The organism is Pseudomonas sp. R25(2017) (assembly GCF_002112565.1).
Lineage (GTDB): Bacteria > Pseudomonadota > Gammaproteobacteria > Pseudomonadales > Pseudomonadaceae > Aquipseudomonas > Aquipseudomonas ekonensis.
This window is the reverse complement of sequence record NZ_NEHZ01000001.1, coordinates 368267-386576: the sequence shown is the minus strand read 5'-3', so window position 1 is coordinate 386576 and position 18310 is coordinate 368267. Positions and strand designations below refer to the sequence as shown.

Genomic DNA, 18310 nt, shown 5'->3' with positions numbered 1-18310 from the left:
GAATCTCCTAGTTTCGAATCAAGTGGCCGGTGGCCGCGAGTGCCTGGCCATCCAGTAAAGCACCTTGTTCGCCAAGGGCCAGCCGTCCTTCGGCAAACCAGCGCACGGCCATCGGGTAGATCAGGTGTTCCTGAACGTGGACCCGCTGCGCCAGGCTCTGCGGCGAATCGTGCAACTCTACCGGTATCACTGCCTGTACGACCAGAGGCCCGCCATCGAGTTCCTCGGTGACGAAGTGCACGGAGCAGCCGTGTTCGGCGTCGCCGGCCTCCAGCGCGCGCTGATGGGTGTGCAGCCCCTTGTACTTGGGCAGCAGCGACGGATGGATGTTGAGCAGGCGACCCTGGTAGTGGCGCACGAACCCTGCGCTGAGGATGCGCATGAAGCCGGCCAGCACCACGAGTCCGGGATTGAATTCGTCGATCAGTTCGATCAGGGCGGCATCGAAGGCTTCGCGGCCTTCGAAGGCCTTGTGGTCCAGGGAGCGGGTTTCGATGCCCGCGTCCCTGGCGCGTTGCAGGCCGTAGGCGTCGGCGCGGTTGGAGATCACCGCAGCGATGCGGACCGGGCTGTCGCCGGTCCGCGTGCTGTCGATCAGGGCCTGCAAGTTACTGCCGGTGCCGGACAGCAGCACCACGACATCACAGGTGCTCGGCATCAGTGAGCCTTGAGGTTCTTCAGTTCGACCTGGGCGGCGCCTTCGGCGGCCGCGGCGATCTGGCCGATGACCCAAGGCTGCTCGCCGGCTTCGCGCAGGACGTTCAGGGCCGACTCGACGTGTTCCTGGGCCACGCAGATCACCATGCCCACGCCGCAGTTCAGCACGCGGTGCATTTCGGTCTCGTCGACGTTGCCTTTCTCTTGCAGCCAGTCGAACACCGCAGGGCGGGTCCAGCTCGCCACGTCGACCACGGCCTGGGCGCCTTTTGGCAGTACGCGCGGGATGTTGTCCAGCAGGCCGCCGCCGGTGATGTGGGCCATGGCCTTGACGGCGCCGGTGTCCTTGATCAGCTTGAGCAGCGGCTTGACGTAGATGCGGGTCGGGGCCATCAGCAGGTCGGTCAGCGGTTTGCCGTCGAGCTGGGTGTTTTCGATGTCGGCGCCGGACACTTCGATGATCTTGCGGATCAGCGAGTAGCCGTTGGAGTGCGGGCCGGAGGACGGCAGGGCGATCAGGGCGTCGCCGGTGGCGACCTTCGAGCCGTCGATGATTTCCGACTTTTCCACCACGCCGACGCAGAAGCCGGCCAGGTCGTAGTCTTCGCCTTCGTACATGCCCGGCATTTCAGCGGTTTCGCCGCCGACCAGGGAGCAGCCGGACAGTTCGCAGCCGGCGCCGATGCCGGTCACCACCTGGGCGGCGGTGTCGACGTTGAGCTTGCCGGTGGCGTAGTAGTCGAGGAAGAACAGCGGCTCGGCGCCGCACACCACCAGGTCGTTGACGCACATGGCGACCAGGTCGATGCCGATGCTGTCGTGCTTGTTCAGGTTCAGCGCCAGGCGCAGCTTGGTGCCGACGCCGTCGGTGCCGGAAACCAGCACGGGCTGCTTGTAGCCGGCCGGGATTTCGCAGAGGGCGCCGAAGCCGCCCAGGCCTCCCATGACTTCCGGGCGCGCCGTGCGCTTGGCGACGCTCTTGATGCGTTCGACCAATGCTTCACCGGCGTCGATGTCTACACCGGCGTCCTTGTAGCTCAGGGAGGGTTGCTTGCTCATGATCCAGGCCTTTGTAAGGGAGGGATTTCTGGGTAACGACCGATTTCTGCGGGACACCGAAACCGGTGGGGCGGATGCCTCACGCGTCATTCGGGTGGCCCGGCGGTTGCCGGTCTGCGAAGGCGCGCGATTTTATCAGGCTTGAGGGGCAGCGGCCATCCTCGCGCCGACGGGCAGGGGCATATCGCCTGAAAAAAATTGCAATTGAATGGTCGGTGAGCGCGCCGCTGCCTGTATAAGGGAACCGTCTATCGTTAGGGCTGTGCAAAAACTTACCGCCAGCGTGTGAATGTTTTGCGGCGGCCTGTGGTCACAGGCTTGCTCTGGCCGGTTCACGCGGCCTGTTCCAGCCGCTCTTGTCGACGGGAATTCTCCATGCGTCTTTGCAAATTGCTGTTTGTGGGCTGTCTGTCTCTGGTCAGCCTGGCGAGTCACGCCGAAAACCTCAAAGGCCTGTATCAGGTGCGCGAGCCGGTCAACGGTCAGGCGCCCGAGGAGCGCGACCGCGCCACGCAGGCGGCGCTGGACACCCTCGTGCTGCGCCTGACGGGGGATCCGAAGGCGCCGCAGAATCCGGGGCTGGCGGCGATCCGCAAGGATCCGCAGCAGATCATCAGCCAGTACGGTTTCGATGCCGGCCCGCCGGAGGTGCTGAAAGTCGATTTCGACCCGGGCACCACCGAGCAGGCGTTGCGCCGTGCGGGGCTTTCGTTGTGGGGCGCCAACCGTCCTTCGATCCTGGGCTGGTGGCTGAACGATTCCGCTGAAGGTTCGAGCCTGGTGGGCGACGGCCAGACCAGTGCCGCGCCGTTGCGCCGGGCGGCCCAGCACCGTGGCCTGCCGCTGCGCTTGCCGCTGGCGGACCTGAGCGAACAGCTGGTGGCCACCGCGCCGACCCTGGAGGGCACCGACCCGGCGCCGTTGCGCGGCGCATCGGAGCGCTACGGCGCCGACGCCTTGCTGGCGGTGCATGCCCGCGAGGAGGGCGGCCAGTGGCAAGCCAAATGGCACCTGTGGCTCGGCGACCAGAAGGAGGCGGGCAGCGTGCAGGGCGCCGATCAGGCGGCGGTGGCCGATGCGGTCATGCTGGCGGTCGCCGGGCGGCTGGCGCCGCGCTTCGTCGCAAAACCGGGAGCCGCCGGGCAACAGACCGTGGATGTGCAGGGCATGAACCTTGAGCATTACGCCGCCCTGATGCGCTTGCTCGAACCGTTTGGCGTGCGTCTGCAGAGCGTCGATGCCGATCGCATCGTGTACCGGGTCAACGGCAGCGCCGATCAGTTGCGTGCGCAACTGGCGCTGGCGAAGCTGCAGGAGCTGCCGGCCGAGGCGCCGGCGCCTGCCGCGGTTCCCCAGCCGACGGCGCCGGGCGCGGCGCCCGTTCCGGCGGCGACCCCGGCGGCTCCGGCCCTGCGGTTTCGTTGGTAAGTCGTTCTTTCCTATATAAAAGCAATGGAGTTTTACATGGCCGATACGCGGCGTTGGTTCTGGTTGGGCGGGGTGGCCCTGTTGTGTGCGTTCGTCTGGTTGCTGCACCCCATCCTCACGCCGTTTCTGGTGGCGTTGCTGCTCGCGTACCTGTTCGACCCGCTGGTGGACCGCCTGGAGCGGATCGGGCTGTCCCGCACCTGGGGCGTGATCGCGGTGTTCGCGCTCTTTACCCTGATCGTGACCACGCTGTTGCTGGTGTTGGTGCCGATGCTGGCCCGGCAGTTGCTGCGACTGTACGAGCTGGCGCCGCAGATGCTCGACTGGCTGCAGCACACCGCGTTGCCGTGGGCCCAGGCGAAGCTGGGGCTGGCGGAAGGGTTCTGGAAGTTCGACAAGGTCAAGGCGGCGATCAGCGAGCACGTCGGGCAGACCACCGACATCGTCGGTGCGGTGCTGACGCAGGCGACGGCGTCGAGTCTGGCGTTGATCGGCTGGCTGGCGAACCTGGTGCTGATTCCGGTGGTGAGCTTCTACCTGCTGCGGGACTGGGACGTGATGATGGCCAAGATCCGCAGCCTGCTGCCCCGAGACCGGGAGGAGCGCATGGTGGCGCTGGCTGGCGAGTGTCACGAGGTGCTGGGCGCGTTCGTGCGCGGTCAGTTGCTGGTGATGGTGGCGTTGGGCGTGATCTACGCGGCGGGCCTGATGATCGTCGGCCTGGAGTTGGGCCTGTTGATCGGCCTGATTGCGGGGCTGGCGGCGATCGTGCCGTACATGGGCTTCGTGATCGGCATCGGTTCGGCGCTGATCGCCGGGCTGTTCCAGTTCGGCGGCGATCTGTATCCGATGATCGGCATCGTTGCGGTGTTCATGGTCGGCCAGGCGCTGGAGGGGATGGTGCTGACGCCGCTGCTGGTGGGCGACCGGATCGGCCTGCATCCGGTGGCGGTGATTTTTGCGATCCTGGCCGGCGGTGAGTTGTTCGGCTTCACCGGCGTGCTCCTGGCGTTGCCGGTGGCGGCGGTGATCATGGTGCTGGTGCGGCATGTCCATGACCTGTACAAGGACTCCGAGATCTACAGCGGCGTGGACGAGCCTGAATTGTGACGCAGGCGGCGGGCTGCCCGGCGGATCGCCGGGTTGGCCCGGCTCATGCAGGCGCAGCCGCCAGAGAAACTGCCATGAAACCAAGGTGTTAACGCAAACCTTTGATTTTGCTTGGGGTCTGTCGGATTGTGCGCTCCGCTTCACGGGTATAAACTTCGCACACTTTACACAGAGGTCACTAATGGTTCCCCGGGAACCGTTCAGTCAGCATGAAACCGATTCAGCTGCCCCTAGGTGTGCGTCTGCGTGACGATGCCACCTTCATCAACTACTACCCAGGCGCCAATGCCGCTGCACTCGGCTATGTCGAGCGCCTCTGCGAAGCCGACGCCGGTTGGACCGAAAGCCTGATCTATCTGTGGGGCAAGCACGGGGTAGGGCGTACGCATCTGTTGCAGGCCGCCTGCCTGCGTTTCGAGCAGATGGGGGAGCCGGCGGTCTACCTGCCGCTGGCGGAGCTGATGGATCGCGGCATCGAAATTCTCGACCACCTTGAGCAGTACGAACTGGTTTGCCTGGACGACCTGCAAGCGGTGGCGGGCAAGGCGGACTGGGAAGAGGCGTTGTTTCACCTGTTCAACCGCCTGCGCGACAGCGGCCGGCGCCTGCTGATCGCCGCTTCGACCTCGCCTCGCGAACTGCCGGTGAAGCTGGCTGACCTGAAATCCCGCCTGACCCTGGCGCTGGTGTTCCAGATGCGCCCCCTTTCCGATGAAGACAAGCTGCGGGCGTTGCAACTGCGCGCATCCCGTCGCGGCCTGCACCTGACCGACGAAGTCGGCCATTTCATCCTGACCCGGGGCACCCGCAGCATGAGCGCGCTGTTCGATCTGCTCGAACAGCTCGACCAGGCTTCGCTGCAGGCCCAACGCAAGCTGACGATCCCTTTCCTGAAAGAAACCCTGGGCTGGTGAAAGCCTTCAAGGCCGCGGCTTTCAGCCTGGGTCGGCAGATTTCAGGCGCCAGAAAACCCGCTTTCCTGAGCGCTGCTCAGGCTGCGTATCGATTCAAATAGGCTTAAGCGCTTAGATGTAAACGAGAAACCGGGAAGTCACAAAAAGATCGATTGAATTTGCAAATGAGGCCGATAGCGGGCATAGTCTCGGCTTCTTTACAACTTCAGCCACGGTCGTGCCCATGCTAAAGCGCTTCGCACCCCTCGTGCCTCTCGCACTCGTCACCCTGCTGTTCGGTTGCGCTGCTCATTCACCTGTTCAAGAGCAGCAACAGCAGTACAAGAATTCCGCTACCGCCCAGTCTTCCGTCATTTACCAGGAAGAGCTGGACACCGAAAAGGAACTGGCCGACTTCAACGGCAAGAAGCCTTATCAGCTGCCGGTTCTGGCCGACAGCATCCTTGAGCGCGGCATGTCCCTGATCGGTACCCGTTACCGTTTCGGCGGCACCTCCGAAGCCGGCTTCGATTGCAGCGGTTTCATCGGCTACCTCTTCCGCGAAGAGGCCGGCATGAACCTGCCCCGTTCCACCCGTGAAATGATCAATGTTGATGCCCCGCAAGTCTCGCGCGGCAACCTCGAACCGGGCGACCTGCTGTTCTTCGCCACCAACGGCCGTCGCGGTCGTGTGAGCCACGCGGGCATCTACCTGGGCGACAACCAGTTCATCCACTCCAGCAGCCGCCGCAGCGGCGGTGTGCGCATCGACAGCCTGGGTGACAGCTACTGGAGCAAGTCCTTCATCGAGGCCAAGCGCGCCTTGGCGATGGCGCCGACCGTGGTCACCGCCCGCAAGTGATGCCTTCCTTGTCGCCACGTCCGTGGCGACAAACGGTCGCGGTCAGTCAGTAGACGTAAACTTTACAAGGTGAAGTTAAAGTCTTACTTGAAGTTTGCCGCGTAGCCGCTAGAATTCTGATCTACTTTGATGGCAAACCGCCTGCGTCCCGACGCAGGCGGTTTTGTTTTCTGTCGAATCGGCAGTGAAAGCCGCAGCCAGATCAGGATGTTCTGCTTATGACGATGTCGGCCCGCCTCGCCTTGATGATGTTCGCAGCGCTGCTCAGCGGCTGCGCCAGTCGCACACCGCCACCCGCGCCGGCGGTGCGCGCGCCGATCGTGTTCGGCTCCTCCCAAAGCTTTTCTCCGGCTGCCGAAGACGTGCTGTTCCGCGCGCTCGGCCTGGTCGGCACGCCCTATCGCTGGGGCGGCAACACACCGGACTCGGGCTTCGATTGCAGCGGCCTGATCGGCTTCGTCTACCGCGACGCCGCCGGCATCACCTTGCCGCGCTCCACGCGGGAGATGATCGTGATGCAGGCGCCGAACGTCGGGAAGGAAGGGCTGCAGACCGGCGACCTGATTTTCTTCGCCACCAACGGCGGCTCCCAGGTCAGCCATGCCGGGATCTATGTCGGGGAAGGGCGCTTCGTCCATGCGCCGGCCACCGGCGGCACCGTGAAGCTGGACAGCCTGTCCAAGGCCTATTGGCAGAAGGCTTACCTGAGCGCCAAGCGCGTCCTGCAGCCGGAGCACCTGGCGCACAACCCTTAGTCGTCAAGACGACCTGTAGGAGCGAGCCTGCTCGCGATGGCGGTCTGTCAGCTGACCTTGAAGTCGGCTGGACGGAGGCCATCGCGAGCAGGCTCGCTCCTACAGTGGTTTTTGGGGTGGCCTCAGAGGGTCACTGGGCCGCAGACACCCGCCACACCTTGTTCCCCACGTCGTCGGCCACCAGTAGCCCGCCTTGTCGGTCGACCGCCACGCCCACCGGGCGGCCCATGGCGTTCTCGTCCTTGTCGAGGAACCCGGTCAGTACATCCACCGGCGTGCCGTTCGGCTTGCCGTTCGCGAACGGTACGAAGATCACCTTGTAGCCGCTGAGCGGCTTGCGGTTCCACGAGCCGTGCTGGCCGATGAACGCGCCTTCCTTGAACGCCGCCGGCAGGCGGTTGCCTTCGGCGAAGGCCAGGCCCAGCGAGGCGGTGTGCGGGCCGACGGCGTAGTCCGGGGCGATGGCCTTGGCCACCAGATCCGGGTTCTGCGGCTGCACGCGCACATCGACGTGTTGGCCGTAGTAGCTGAACGGCCAGCCATAGAAGCCGCCGTCCTTGACCGAGGTGATGTAGTCCGGCACCAGGTCGCTGCCGATCTCGTCGCGCTCGTTGACGGCCGTCCACAGGGCGCCGGTCCGTGGTTCCCAGGCCAGGCCGTTGGGGTTGCGGATGCCGGAGGCAAAGATACGGTGGTTGCCGGTGGCGCGGTCCACCTCCCAGATGGCGGCCCGGCCTTGTTCCTGGTCCAGACCGTTTTCGCCGACGTTGCTGTTCGAACCCACGGTGACGTAGAGCCTGCTGCCGTCCTGGCTGGCGATGACGTTCTTCGTCCAGTGGTGGTTCAGCGTGCCGCCGGGCAGGTCCGCGACCTTGATCGGTTGCGACTTGATTTCGGTCGCGCCCGGCTCGTAGTGAAAGCGCAGCAGGCGATCGGTGTCGGCGACATACAGGTCGTTGCCGACCAGGGTCATGCCGAACGGTGAGTTGAGGTTTTGCAGGAAGACCGTGCGGGTTTCCGCCACGCCGTCATGATCGGCGTCACGCAGCAGGGTGATGCGGTTCGCGCTCGGCACGCCGGCGCCGGCGCGGCCCATGACCTTTTTGGTGACCCAGCCCTTCAGGCCGCTGCCGTCATCGGGTTTGGGCGGAGCGTTGGTCTCCGCCACCAGCACGTCGCCGTTGGGCAGCACGTAAAGCCAGCGCGGATGGTCGAGGTTTTCGGCGAACGCCGCCACTTGGGTGCCCGCCGCCGGCGTCGGTTTGGCACCGCTCGGCCAGCCCACCGCCGGGGCGATGTGCACCGTCGGGATCAGGGTCTTGTTCGGTTCGGGCAGTTTGGGCGACGGGCCGGTGCCGTCGGAGACTTGCAGGCTTGAGGTTTCGCCGCAGGCAGCGAGGCCTGCGGCAACCGCGATGACGAAAACGAACGGGGGCTTGCGCATTGCTTGTCTTCCCTATGAATGCATTCCCAATCATAGAGGCATGGGCGACCCCGATGGTTCAAGCGCTCAGCCGCGCGCCTCCTTGAACAGCACGGCGATGCCCGGATGGTAGTTGCCCGCTTCGCTGCGCAATTTGCGGTAGGCGTAAGGGAAGTACCAGGCCACGGCGCAGGTGTGTTCCTTCTGCAGGTCGTCGACCATGTCCTGCAGTTCTTCGGGGCTGGCGCTGTGCTGGGCCTTTTGCGGCGAGACGAACAGGCAGCCGAGCTTGAGGTCGCTGGCGTAGCTGATGCGCTTGGCGTCGCTGGTGATGTCGTGCAGTGCCTGGGTCAGGTTGAGGCTGTTGACCCGAGGCCAGCGCTGGGTGGCCTGGATGAAGGCGCGGTCGTCGGTGCCGGCCAGGAACAGGTCGGCGCGGGCGTTGCGTTCGCCGTCCTCGTTCTGCTTGCGGGTGGCGGTGTCGCGCAGCGTCACCAGCTCGGCCATCCACGCGGCGGCGGAGAGCAGGCCCAGATTGGCCTTTTCGTCGTGCCAATAGGGGGTGTCGTTGTCGCCGCGCACGGCGTTGTAGCGGTCGATACAGTCAAACCAGCGTTCCAGCACCGGGCGCAGGAATTCCAGCCGCGGATTGCTGATGATCATGCCTTGCATGGTGCTCTCCCTTGTTATTGTGATGTGCTCTCTGCAGTCAAAAAGCATGGCTCTTTGATATCACTCATGGCAGTGTGGCACAAGATTGGCGTCAGTTAATTGATCGGCGGCATTTTTTCGTCGCCGCAGCCCCGCTTCATTTGACGCTCCACCCCCAACCCTCTAACCTTCGCGGCTTGTTTCAGGTGCTCTGTGGCGGCTGTCGACAGAGTGAAACAGGGAAGCCGGTGAGGGTCGCATGTCCACAGTGGAGCGACCGCGATCCCGGCGCTGCCCCCGCAACGGTAGATGAGTGAAAGCTGTGCCTGATGCCACTGCGTCCGACGACGCGGGAAGGCGCGCAGCCTGGCCTTGCGCCGCTCATGAGCCCGGAGACCGGCCTGATCCATCCAACGGCATCACGGTGGGCGATGCCAGGCTTGTCGCCGTCTATTCTTGTGCCCGCCCGCCGTTACCCAGCCTCAACGGAGAGCTCCCCCATGACTGATACCACCGAGCGTGACGAGCGCCACCTGGCGCGCATGCAGCGCAAAAAAGCCGTGATCGACGAACGCATCGCCAATTCGCCGAACGAGTGCGGCCTGCTGCTGGTGCTCACCGGCAACGGCAAAGGCAAGAGCAGCTCGGCGTTCGGCATGCTCGCCCGCGCCATGGGCCACGGCATGCAGTGCGGCGTGGTGCAGTTCATCAAGGGCCGCAACAGCACCGGTGAGGAACTGTTCTTGCGCCGCTTCCCCGAGCAGGTGCGTTTTCACGTGATGGGCGAAGGCTTCACCTGGGAGACCCAGGACCGTCAGCGCGACATCGCCGCCGCCGAAGCCGCGTGGGAAGTCTCCCGTCAGTTGCTGCGCGATCCGTCCATCGGGCTGGTGGTGCTCGACGAACTGAACATCGCCCTCAAGCACGGCTATCTCGACCTCGATCAGGTGCTCAGCGACTTGCAGGCCCGTCCGCCGATGCAGCACGTGGTGGTCACGGGGCGCGCGGCCAAGCCGGAAATGATCGAGATGGCCGACACCGTCACCGAAATGGGCATGGTCAAGCACGCCTTCCAGGCCGGCATCAAAGCCCAGAAAGGCGTCGAACTTTGAATCAGCCTCGTCACTGCCCGGCGGTGCTGATCGCCGCGCCGGCCTCGGGCCAGGGCAAGACCACCGTCACCGCCGCGCTGGCCCGCCTGCACCGCAATCACGGGCGCAAGGTGCGGGTGTTCAAGTGCGGCCCGGACTTTCTCGACCCGATGATCCTCGAGCGCGCCAGCGGTGCGCCGGTCTATCAGTTGGACATGTGGATGGTCGGCGAGCAGGAGAGCCGCCGCCTGTTGTGGGAAGCCGCCGCCGAAGCCGACCTGATCCTGATCGAAGGCGTGATGGGCCTGTTCGACGGCACGCCGTCCAGCGCCGACCTGGCGCGGCATTTCGGCGTGCCGGTGCTCGGCGTGATCGACGGCACCGCCATGGCCCAGACCTTCGGTGCGCTGGCCCTGGGCCTGGCGCGCTATCAGCCGGACCTGCCGTTCGCCGGGGTGCTGGCCAACCGCGTCGGCACCGTGCGCCATGCGCAACTGCTGGAAGGCAGCCTCACCGAAGGCCTGCGCTGGTACGGCGCGCTGTCCCGGGAAACCGGGATCGAGCTGCCGAGCCGTCACCTCGGCCTGGTGCAGGCCAGCGAGCTCAATGACCTGGACTTGCGCCTCGACGCCGCTGCGCAGGCCCTGGCGGACAGCTGCGAGGTCGCGCTGCCGCCGCCGGTCGAATTTGCCGCCCCCGAGCCGCTGGAGGTCGAACCCCTGCTGCAAGGCGTGCGGATCGCCGTCGCCCGGGACGAGGCGTTTGCCTTCACCTACGGCGCCAGCCTCGATCTGCTGCGGGCGATGGGGGCCGAGCTGCGCTTCTTCTCGCCGATCCGCGATGCGGCGCTGCCGGATGCCGACAGCCTCTATCTGCCGGGCGGCTACCCCGAACTGCACCATGAGGCGCTGGCGCAGAACACGCCGATGCTGGCGGCGATCCGCGCCCATCATGCCGCCGGCAAACCGTTGCTCGCCGAATGCGGCGGCATGCTTTATCTGCTCGATTCGCTGACCGACGTCAGCGGCACCCGTGCCGAACTGGCCGGCCTGCTCAGCGGCGATGCGGTGATGCAGAAGCGTCTGGCGGCGTTGGCCCTGCAGGCCGTCGACCTGCCGGAAGGCACGCTGCGCGGCCACACCTACCACCATTCCCTGACCACCACCGGGCTTGCGCCCATCGCTCGCGGCCAAAGCCCCAACGGCGGGCGCGGTGCCGAGGCGGTGTACCGGGAAGGGCGGATGACCGCGTCCTACGTGCACTTTTATTTCCCGTCCAATCCGTCGGCGATCGCCGCGTTGCTGGCGCCCGACCGCCAGGCCGCGGCCGTCCCCGGCGAGCCGCGATCCGCAGTGGGAGCGAGCCTGCTCGTGCAGCGGCCATGAGCGACAACGCCTACACCCCGGCCGAACGCGACGCCGTCTACCGCGCCATCGCCGAACGCCGCGACATGCGCCACTTCACGGGCGGCACGATCGAGCCCGAACTGCTGCGCCGCCTGCTGGAGGCCGCCCATCAGGCGCCCAGCGTCGGCCTGATGCAGCCGTGGCGCTTCATCCGCATCAGCGACCGCACGTTGCGTGGCCGGATCCAGGCGCTGGTGGAAGAGGAGCGGGTGCGCACCGCCGAAGCCCTGGGCGAGCGCAGCGACGAGTTCATGAAGCTCAAGGTCGAAGGCATCGGCGACTGCGCCGAAGTGCTGGTGGCCGCGTTGGGGGATGACCGCGAGCGGCACATCTTCGGCCGCCGCACGCTGCCGGAAATGGACCTGGCGTCGCTGTCCTGTGCGATCCAGAACCTGTGGCTGGCCGCCCGCGCCGAAGGCCTGGGCATGGGCTGGGTGTCGCTGTTCGAGCCCCAGGCCCTGGCCGACCTGCTCAACCTGCCGGCGGGGGCCAAGCCGTTGGCGGTGCTGTGCCTGGGGCCGGTCAAGACATTCTATCCGGCGCCGATGCTGGTGCTCGAAGGGTGGGCGCAGGCGCGTCCGCTCGATGAGCTGCTGTACGAAAACCAATGGGGAGTGAATCAATGAGTGTGGCGTTGTTGAGTGTCGCCGCCGTGGCGCTGGATGCGCTGCTGGGTGAACCGAAGCGCTGGCATCCGCTGGTGGCGTTCGGCCGTTTCGCCGGGCGCGTCGAACAACGCTTCAATGCCGCAGGCCGCGGCTGGCGCAGCCATGGCGTGACCGCGTGGGTGATCGTGGTGCTGCCGTTGACCCTGCTGGCCACGGCACTGTCGTGGGCGCCTTACGTGGGCTGGATCGTGGAGATCCTCGCGCTGTATTGCGCCCTCGGCATGCGCAGCCTCGGCGAGCACGTCGAGCCGGTGGCCAAGGCCTTGCGCAGCGATGACCTGGAGGAGGCGCGCAAGCGCGTGGGGTATCTGGTCAGCCGCCAGACCAGCGAGCTGGACAGCACCGCCGTCGCCCGCGCCGCCACCGAATCGGTGCTGGAGAACGGCAGCGATGCCGTGTTCGCCGCGCTGTTCTGGTTTGCCGTGGCTGGCGCGCCGGGGGTGGTGCTCTATCGCTTGAGCAACACCCTCGACGCGATGTGGGGCTACCGCAACGAACGCTTCGAGCGCTTCGGCTGGGCGGCGGCGAAAATCGACGATGTGCTCAACTACATTCCCGCGCGGTTGGTGGCGCTGACTTACGCGCTGCTGGGCAAGACCCGGTTGGCCCTCAAGTGCTGGCGCACCCAGGGGCCGAAGTGGGACAGCCCCAACGCCGGCCCCGTCATGGCCGCCGGCGCCGGTGCGCTGGGCGTGGAGCTGGGCGGCCCTGCGGTCTATCACGGCGAACTGCACGAGCGCCCGCAGTTGGGCGAGGGCGTGCCGGCGGATGCCGATTCCATCGACCGTGGCTGGCAATTGGTGCAGCGCGGGGTATGGTTGTGGCTGCTGATCCTTTGCGTGGGGGCTGAATTCTATGCTTGAGCACGGCGGCCGGTTGCGCAGGGCGGCGATCGAGTACGGCATCGCCGAGCCGGAGTGGCTCGACCTGTCCACCGGCCTTGCGCCGTGGCCGTTTGCGGTGCCGGACATTCCGCTGCGGGCCTGGGCCCGGTTGCCGGAAACCGACGACGGCCTGGAGCAGGCCGCCTGCGATTACTACGGCGCCGCGCACGTGCTGCCGGTGGCCGGCTCGCAGATGGCCATCCAGTTGCTGCCGCGCCTGCGCCGGGCCGGCAAGGTCGGCGTGCTGTCGCCTTGCTACGCCGAGCACGCCGAAGCCTGGCGCCGCAGCGGCTACATCGTGCGGGAGGTGCTGGAGCAGGAAGTCGATTTCTTTCTCGACAGCCTCGATGTGCTGGTGGTGGTCAACCCGAACAACCCCACCGGGTTGAGCCTGACCCCGGCGCGCTTGCTCGACTGGCACGCCAGGCTGGCCCAGCGGGGCGGCTGGCTGGTGGTCGATGAAGCGTTCATGGACAACACCCCCCAGCTGAGCCTGGCGCCCCATGCCCACCAGGTCGGCCTGATCGTGCTGCGCTCGTTCGGCAAGTTCTTCGGCCTCGCCGGGGTACGACTGGGGTTTGTCTTGGCTGAGCGCAAGCTGCTCAGGCTGTTGGCCGAACAGGTCGGCCCGTGGGCGGTCAGCGGCCCGACCCGGGTGCTGGGCCAGGCCTGCCTGCTGGACACCGAAGGCCACACCCGCCAGCGCATCCGCAGCGACGAGGCCAGCGAACGGCTGGCCGCGCTGCTGGAGCGCTACGGCTTCAGGCCGCAGGGCGGTTGTGCCCTGTTCCAGTGGCTGATCACCGAACACGCGGCCGCGCTGCATGAGTTCATGGCCCGGCGCGGCATCCTGCTGCGCCTCTTCACCCACAACAGCAGCCTGCGATTCGGACTGCCCGCCGACGCCGCCGACGAGGCGCGGCTCGAACAGGCGTTGCAGGCGTTCGCCAAGGATCGCCCCATGGATACACCGGCATGACCACGCTCATGGTGCAAGGCACCACTTCCGATGCCGGCAAAAGCACGCTGGTGACCGCGCTGTGCCGCTGGGCGACCCGCCAGGGCGTGGCGGTGGTGCCGTTCAAGCCGCAGAACATGGCGCTCAACAGCGCAGTGACCGCCGACGGCGGCGAGATCGGCCGCGCCCAGGCGGTGCAGGCGCAGGCTTCGAACCTTGAGCCGCACACTGACATGAACCCGGTGCTGCTCAAGCCCAACAGCGACACCGGCGCCCAGGTGATCATCCACGGGCGCGCCGTCACCACCATGAATGCCGTGGCCTACCACGACTACAAAGCCATCGCGATGCAAGCGGTGCTGGCCTCCCACGAACGGCTCAGCGCTGCGTATCCGCTGGTGATGGTCGAAGGCGCCGGCTCTCCGGCGGAGATCAACCTGCGGGCCGGCGACATCGCCAACATGGGCTTCGCCGAGGCGGTGGACTGCCCGGTGCTGCTGATCGCCGACATCAACCGCGGCGGCGTGTTCGCCCACCTGGTCGGCACGCTGGAGCTGCTCTCGCCCAGCGAGCAGGCGCGGGTCAAGGGCTTCATCATCAACCGCTTCAGGGGCGACCTGGCCTTGCTGCAGCCGGGCCTTGACTGGCTGGAGCAGCGCACCGGCAAACCGGTGGTCGGCGTGTTGCCCTACGTGATGGACCTGCACCTGGAAGCCGAAGACGGCATCGACCGGCGCCAGGCCGACAAGGCCGAACAGGTGCTGAAAGTGGTGGTGCCGGTGTTGCCGCGGATCAGCAACCACACCGATTTCGATCCGCTGCGCCTGCATCCGCAGGTGGATCTGCAATTCATCGGCCCCGGCCAGGCGATCCCGCCGGCGGATCTGATCATCCTGCCGGGCTCGAAGAGCGTGCGCAGCGACCTGGCTTATCTGCGTGCCAACGGCTGGGAAGCGGCTATCTGTCGGCACCTGCGTTACGGCGGCAAACTCCTGGGCATCTGCGGCGGCCTGCAGATGCTCGGCGAGCAGGTGCATGATCCGCTGGGCCTGGAAGGCGCGCCGGGCTCCAGCGCCGGGCTGGGGTTGCTGGCGTTCGAGACGCAACTCGAAGCCCAGAAGCAGTTGCGCAATGTCCGTGGACGCCTGGCGCTGGAAGACGCCGAGGTCAGCGGCTACGAGATCCATGCGGGCGTGACGACGGGGCCGGCCCTGGAACAGGCCGCCGTGCACCTGGACGATGGCCGTTGCGACGGCGCGCAAAGTGCCGACGGGCAGGTGTTCGGCACCTACCTGCACGGCCTGTTCGAGTCGCCGGCGGCCAGTGCGGCGCTGCTGCGCTGGGCGGGCCTGTGCGAGGTGCAGGCGGTGGATTACCACGGCTTGCGCGAGCGGGACATCGAACGGCTGGCGGACCTGGTGGACAAGCATCTGGATACCGCGTTGGTGCGCCAGCTCTGTGGGATCTGATTCGCCCGTGCCGGGCCTTTCGCGGGTGAGCCTGCGAAAGGCCCGGTTGCCTCACCGTACATTGTTCAGGATGTCCTCATGCTCCAACTGATCCTCGGCGGCGCCCGCTCCGGCAAAAGCCGCCTGGCGGAAAAACTCGCCACCGACAGCGGCCTGGCCGTCACCTACATCGCCACCAGCCAACCGCTGGACGGTGAAATGAGCGAGCGGGTGGCCCATCACCGCGCCCGCCGTCCCGCCGAATGGGGCCTGATCGAAGAGCCGCTGGCGCTGGCCCGCGTGCTGCGCGAGAACGCCGGCGTCGGGCGCTGCCTGCTGGTGGACTGCCTCACGCTGTGGCTCACCAACCTTTTGATGCTCGACGACGCCGAACGCCTGGCCGCCGAGCGCGAAGCCCTGCTGGACTGCCTGGCGACGTTGCCGGGCGACATCGTTTTTGTCAGCAACGAGACCGGAATGGGTGTCGTGCCGCTGGGCGAATTGACTCGCCGCTATGTCGATGAAGCCGGTTGGCTGCATCAAGCCCTGGCCGAACGTTGTCAGCGTGTGGTGCTGACGGTCGCCGGCCTGCCCCTGACTCTGAAAGGACCTGCCCTATGACCCAAGCCTGGTGGTGCGCCCCGTGCCGACCCGTGAATGCCGACACCGTTGCCGAGGCGGCGGCGCGACAACAGCAACTGACCAAGCCCGCCGGTTCCCTCGGCCGTCTCGAAGCGGTGGCGGTGCAGCTGGCCGGGCTGCAGGGGCAGGTCAAGCCGTGCCTCGACCGGTTGTGGATCGCGATCTTCGCCGGTGACCACGGGGTGGTGGCCGAAGGGGTTTCCGCCTATCCGCAGGAGGTCACCGGGCAGATGCTGCTGAACTTCGTCAGCGGCGGTGCGGCGATCAGCGTGCTGGCACGAAGGCTCGATGCGCAGTTGGAAGTGGTGGACCTGGGGACGGTGACGCCGGCCCTGGAGCTGCCGGGCGTGCGTCATTTGAACCTGGGCCTAGGCACCGCGAACTTTGTCGAAACTTCGGCGATCACCCGTGCCCAGGGCGAGCAGGCCTTGCAGGCCGGCCGCGACAGCGTGCTGCGGGCCAAAGCCGCAGGGACGCAACTGTTCATCGGCGGCGAAATGGGCATCGGCAACACCACGGCGGCCAGTGCGCTGGCCTGCGCCTTGCTCGATTGCCCGGTGGCGCACCTGACCGGGCCCGGCACCGGGTTGAACGCCGAGGGCGTCAGCCACAAGGCGCAGGTGATCGAGCGGGCGTTGGCCTTGCACAAGGCCCAGCGCGGCGATGCGCTGCAGACCTTGTTCAACCTGGGCGGCTTTGAGATCGCCGCGCTCGTCGGTGCGTACCTGGCGTGTGCCCAGGAAGGCGTCGCGGTGCTGGTGGACGGTTTCATCTGCACCGTCGCCGCGCTGGTCGCCGTCCGTGTGAACCCGGCCTGCCGCGAGTGGCTGCTGTTCGGTCATCGCGGCGCCGAGCCGGGCCACCGGCACGTGCTGGAAGCCCTTCAGGCCGAACCGCTGCTGGAACTCGGCCTTCGTCTGGGCGAGGGCAGCGGTGCCGCGCTGGCGGTGCCGTTGCTGCGCCTGGCTTGCGACCTGCACGGGCAGATGGCGACGTTCGCCGAAGCGGCTGTGGCGGATCGCCCCGCATGACCTTGCGTCTGGATCTGCTGCGCCACGGTGAAACCGAGCTGGGCGGCGGCTTGCGCGGCAGCCTGGATGACGCGCTGACCGACAAGGGCTGGGCGCAGATGCGCGCGGCGGTGGTCGGGCGCGGGCCGTGGGATCGCCTGGTGAGCTCGCCGTTGCAGCGCTGCGCGCGGTTCGCGCAAGAGCTGCGTGGGCAACTGGATCTGCCGCTGACGTTGGACGGGGCTGTGCAGGAACTGCACTTCGGCGCCTGGGAAGGGCAGAGCGCCGCAGCCCTGATGGAAACCGATGCCCAGGCGCTGGAGCGGTTCTGGGCCGATCCGTACGCATTCACGCCGCCGCAGGGCGAGCCGGTGAGCGATTTTTCGGCGCGGGTGCTGGCGGCGGTGGCGCGGTTGCAGGCGGCCCACGCCGGCGAGCGGCTGCTGCTGGTCACCCATGGCGGCGTCATGCGCTTGCTGCTGGCCAGGGCCCGTGGCTTGCCGCGTGAACAACTGCTTACCGTCGAGGTCGGTCATGGCGGCTTGTTTTCGTTGATCGTCGAGGCCGACGGATCGCTTCGGGAAGTGGACTGACATGCTGCCGTTCTGGATCGCCCTGCAATTCCTCAGCAGCCTGCCGGTGCGCTTGCCGGGCATGCCGGCGCCTCAGGCGCTGGGCCGTTCGCTGCTGTTCTATCCGTTGGTGGGCTTGCTGTTCGGCGTGATCCTGTGGGCGCTGGACCTGGCGCTGGCCGGTGCGCCGCCGCTGTTGCACGGTGCGCTGCTGCTGACGGCGTGGGTGCTGCTCAGCGGCGCCTTGCACCTCGACGGGCTGGCGGACAGCGCCGATGCCTGGCTGGGCGGTTTCGGCGACCGGGAGCGCACGCTGACGATCATGAAGGATCCGCGCAGCGGGCCCATCGCCGTGGTGACGCTGGTGCTGGTGTTGCTGCTCAAGTTCGCTGCGCTGCTGGCGGTGATCGGGCAGGAGCAGGGCTTGGTGCTGATCATCGTCCCGCTGATCGGGCGTGCTGCGTTGCTGGGGCTGTTTCTGACCACGCCTTATGTGCGTGCCGGCGGCCTGGGTCAGGCGTTGGCCGATTACCTGCCGCGCAGGGCCGGGTGGTGGGTGTTGGCGGCCTGCGCGCTGGCGTGCGTGGCAGTGGCCGGGCTTGAGGGCGCTGTGGCGCTGCTGGTGGCGGTCGGGGTGTTCGTCTGGGTGCGGCGCTTGATGGTGCGGCGGCTGGGCGGCACCACGGGCGATACGGCCGGGGCGTTGCTGGAATTGACGGAGATGGCGGTGCTGGTGGGGTTGGCGCTGGTCTGAAGGCCCCGCACCGGATCGATCGGCCCCTTCGCGGCCATC

At 66.8% G+C, this 18310-nt stretch carries 19 protein-coding genes and 1 riboswitch; of the genes, 15 read left to right on the top strand and 4 right to left on the bottom strand.

Features of this window, described 5'->3' with window-relative positions; genetic code table 11:
* Positions 1 to 7: 7 nt before the first annotated feature.
* Positions 8 to 658, bottom strand: a complete 651-nt coding sequence (gene purN / locus CAG31_RS01655) for a phosphoribosylglycinamide formyltransferase (RefSeq protein ID WP_085577732.1) — start codon at positions 656 to 658, stop codon at positions 8 to 10.
* On the bottom strand, positions 658 to 1716 hold the full coding sequence (gene purM, locus CAG31_RS01650) for a phosphoribosylformylglycinamidine cyclo-ligase (protein WP_085577731.1): 1059 nt from the start codon (positions 1714 to 1716) through the stop codon (positions 658 to 660). Before purM ends, purN begins: the two co-directional genes overlap by 1 nt.
* Before the next feature lie 375 nt (positions 1717 to 2091).
* On the opposite strand from purM, the gene CAG31_RS01645 reads away from it, so the two are divergent.
* The 5 genes from CAG31_RS01645 (at position 2092) to CAG31_RS01625 (ending at position 6764) form a co-directional block, all read left to right on the top strand.
* The gene (locus CAG31_RS01645) at positions 2092 to 3144 is read left to right on the top strand and encodes a DUF2066 domain-containing protein (RefSeq protein ID WP_085577730.1); all 1053 of its coding nucleotides are present in this window, start codon (positions 2092 to 2094) and stop codon (positions 3142 to 3144) included.
* A 36-nt stretch (positions 3145 to 3180) separates the two neighbouring features.
* Positions 3181 to 4254: an AI-2E family transporter gene (locus CAG31_RS01640; RefSeq protein ID WP_085577729.1), complete on the top strand. Its 1074-nt coding sequence runs from the start codon at positions 3181 to 3183 to the stop codon at positions 4252 to 4254.
* 209 nt (positions 4255 to 4463) lie between these two features.
* Positions 4464 to 5168, top strand: a complete 705-nt coding sequence (gene hda / locus CAG31_RS01635) for a DnaA regulatory inactivator Hda (RefSeq protein WP_085577728.1) — start codon at positions 4464 to 4466, stop codon at positions 5166 to 5168.
* Positions 5169 to 5391: 223 nt separating this feature from the next.
* Positions 5392 to 6009, top strand: coding sequence for a C40 family peptidase (locus CAG31_RS01630; protein ID WP_085577727.1), 618 nt, complete (start codon positions 5392 to 5394; stop codon positions 6007 to 6009).
* Positions 6010 to 6227: 218 nt separating this feature from the next.
* Complete coding sequence (locus tag CAG31_RS01625) at positions 6228 to 6764, top strand: C40 family peptidase (RefSeq protein ID WP_085577726.1); 537 nt, start codon at positions 6228 to 6230, stop codon at positions 6762 to 6764.
* 130 nt (positions 6765 to 6894) lie between these two features.
* Here CAG31_RS01625 and CAG31_RS01620 read toward each other — a convergent pair whose 3' ends face one another.
* Both CAG31_RS01620 and CAG31_RS01615 read right to left on the bottom strand, forming a co-directional pair.
* Complete coding sequence (locus tag CAG31_RS01620; RefSeq protein WP_085577725.1) at positions 6895 to 8208, bottom strand: sorbosone dehydrogenase family protein; 1314 nt, start codon at positions 8206 to 8208, stop codon at positions 6895 to 6897.
* A gap of 66 nt (positions 8209 to 8274) precedes the next feature.
* Positions 8275 to 8859, bottom strand: coding sequence for a hypothetical protein (locus CAG31_RS01615; RefSeq protein WP_085577724.1), 585 nt, complete (start codon positions 8857 to 8859; stop codon positions 8275 to 8277).
* 166 nt (positions 8860 to 9025) lie between these two features.
* Positions 9026 to 9258, top strand: a riboswitch (cobalamin riboswitch).
* A gap of 80 nt (positions 9259 to 9338) precedes the next feature.
* Here CAG31_RS01615 and cobO point away from each other — a divergent pair.
* From cobO to CAG31_RS01565, 10 genes are all read left to right on the top strand, one after another.
* On the top strand, positions 9339 to 9950 hold the full coding sequence (gene cobO, locus CAG31_RS01610) for a cob(I)yrinic acid a,c-diamide adenosyltransferase (RefSeq protein WP_085577723.1): 612 nt from the start codon (positions 9339 to 9341) through the stop codon (positions 9948 to 9950).
* A complete protein-coding gene (locus CAG31_RS01605; RefSeq protein WP_085577722.1) occupies positions 9947 to 11314 on the top strand; it encodes a cobyrinate a,c-diamide synthase in 1368 nt (455 codons plus the stop codon). Before cobO ends, CAG31_RS01605 begins: the two co-directional genes overlap by 4 nt.
* A complete protein-coding gene (gene bluB, locus CAG31_RS01600) occupies positions 11311 to 11961 on the top strand; it encodes a 5,6-dimethylbenzimidazole synthase (RefSeq protein WP_085577721.1) in 651 nt (216 codons plus the stop codon). The genes CAG31_RS01605 and bluB overlap by 4 nt, the downstream gene beginning before the upstream one ends.
* Positions 11958 to 12866: an adenosylcobinamide-phosphate synthase CbiB gene (gene cbiB, locus CAG31_RS01595; protein WP_085577720.1), complete on the top strand. Its 909-nt coding sequence runs from the start codon at positions 11958 to 11960 to the stop codon at positions 12864 to 12866. Before bluB ends, cbiB begins: the two co-directional genes overlap by 4 nt.
* On the top strand, positions 12859 to 13866 hold the full coding sequence (cobD, locus tag CAG31_RS01590; RefSeq protein WP_085577719.1) for a threonine-phosphate decarboxylase CobD: 1008 nt from the start codon (positions 12859 to 12861) through the stop codon (positions 13864 to 13866). Before cbiB ends, cobD begins: the two co-directional genes overlap by 8 nt.
* Entirely contained in the window at positions 13863 to 15314 is a 1452-nt protein-coding gene (locus CAG31_RS01585) for a cobyric acid synthase (protein ID WP_085577718.1), read from the top strand. Before cobD ends, CAG31_RS01585 begins: the two co-directional genes overlap by 4 nt.
* 78 nt (positions 15315 to 15392) lie before the next feature.
* Entirely contained in the window at positions 15393 to 15914 is a 522-nt protein-coding gene (cobU, locus tag CAG31_RS01580; RefSeq protein ID WP_085577717.1) for a bifunctional adenosylcobinamide kinase/adenosylcobinamide-phosphate guanylyltransferase, read from the top strand.
* Positions 15911 to 16966, top strand: coding sequence for a nicotinate-nucleotide--dimethylbenzimidazole phosphoribosyltransferase (gene cobT, locus CAG31_RS01575; protein WP_085577716.1), 1056 nt, complete (start codon positions 15911 to 15913; stop codon positions 16964 to 16966). Before cobU ends, cobT begins: the two co-directional genes overlap by 4 nt.
* Positions 16963 to 17538: an alpha-ribazole phosphatase family protein gene (cobC, locus tag CAG31_RS01570; protein ID WP_085577715.1), complete on the top strand. Its 576-nt coding sequence runs from the start codon at positions 16963 to 16965 to the stop codon at positions 17536 to 17538. The genes cobT and cobC overlap by 4 nt, the downstream gene beginning before the upstream one ends.
* A 1-nt stretch (position 17539) precedes the next feature.
* On the top strand, positions 17540 to 18271 hold the full coding sequence (locus CAG31_RS01565) for an adenosylcobinamide-GDP ribazoletransferase (RefSeq protein ID WP_085577714.1): 732 nt from the start codon (positions 17540 to 17542) through the stop codon (positions 18269 to 18271).
* Positions 18272 to 18310: the final 39 nt, after the last annotated feature.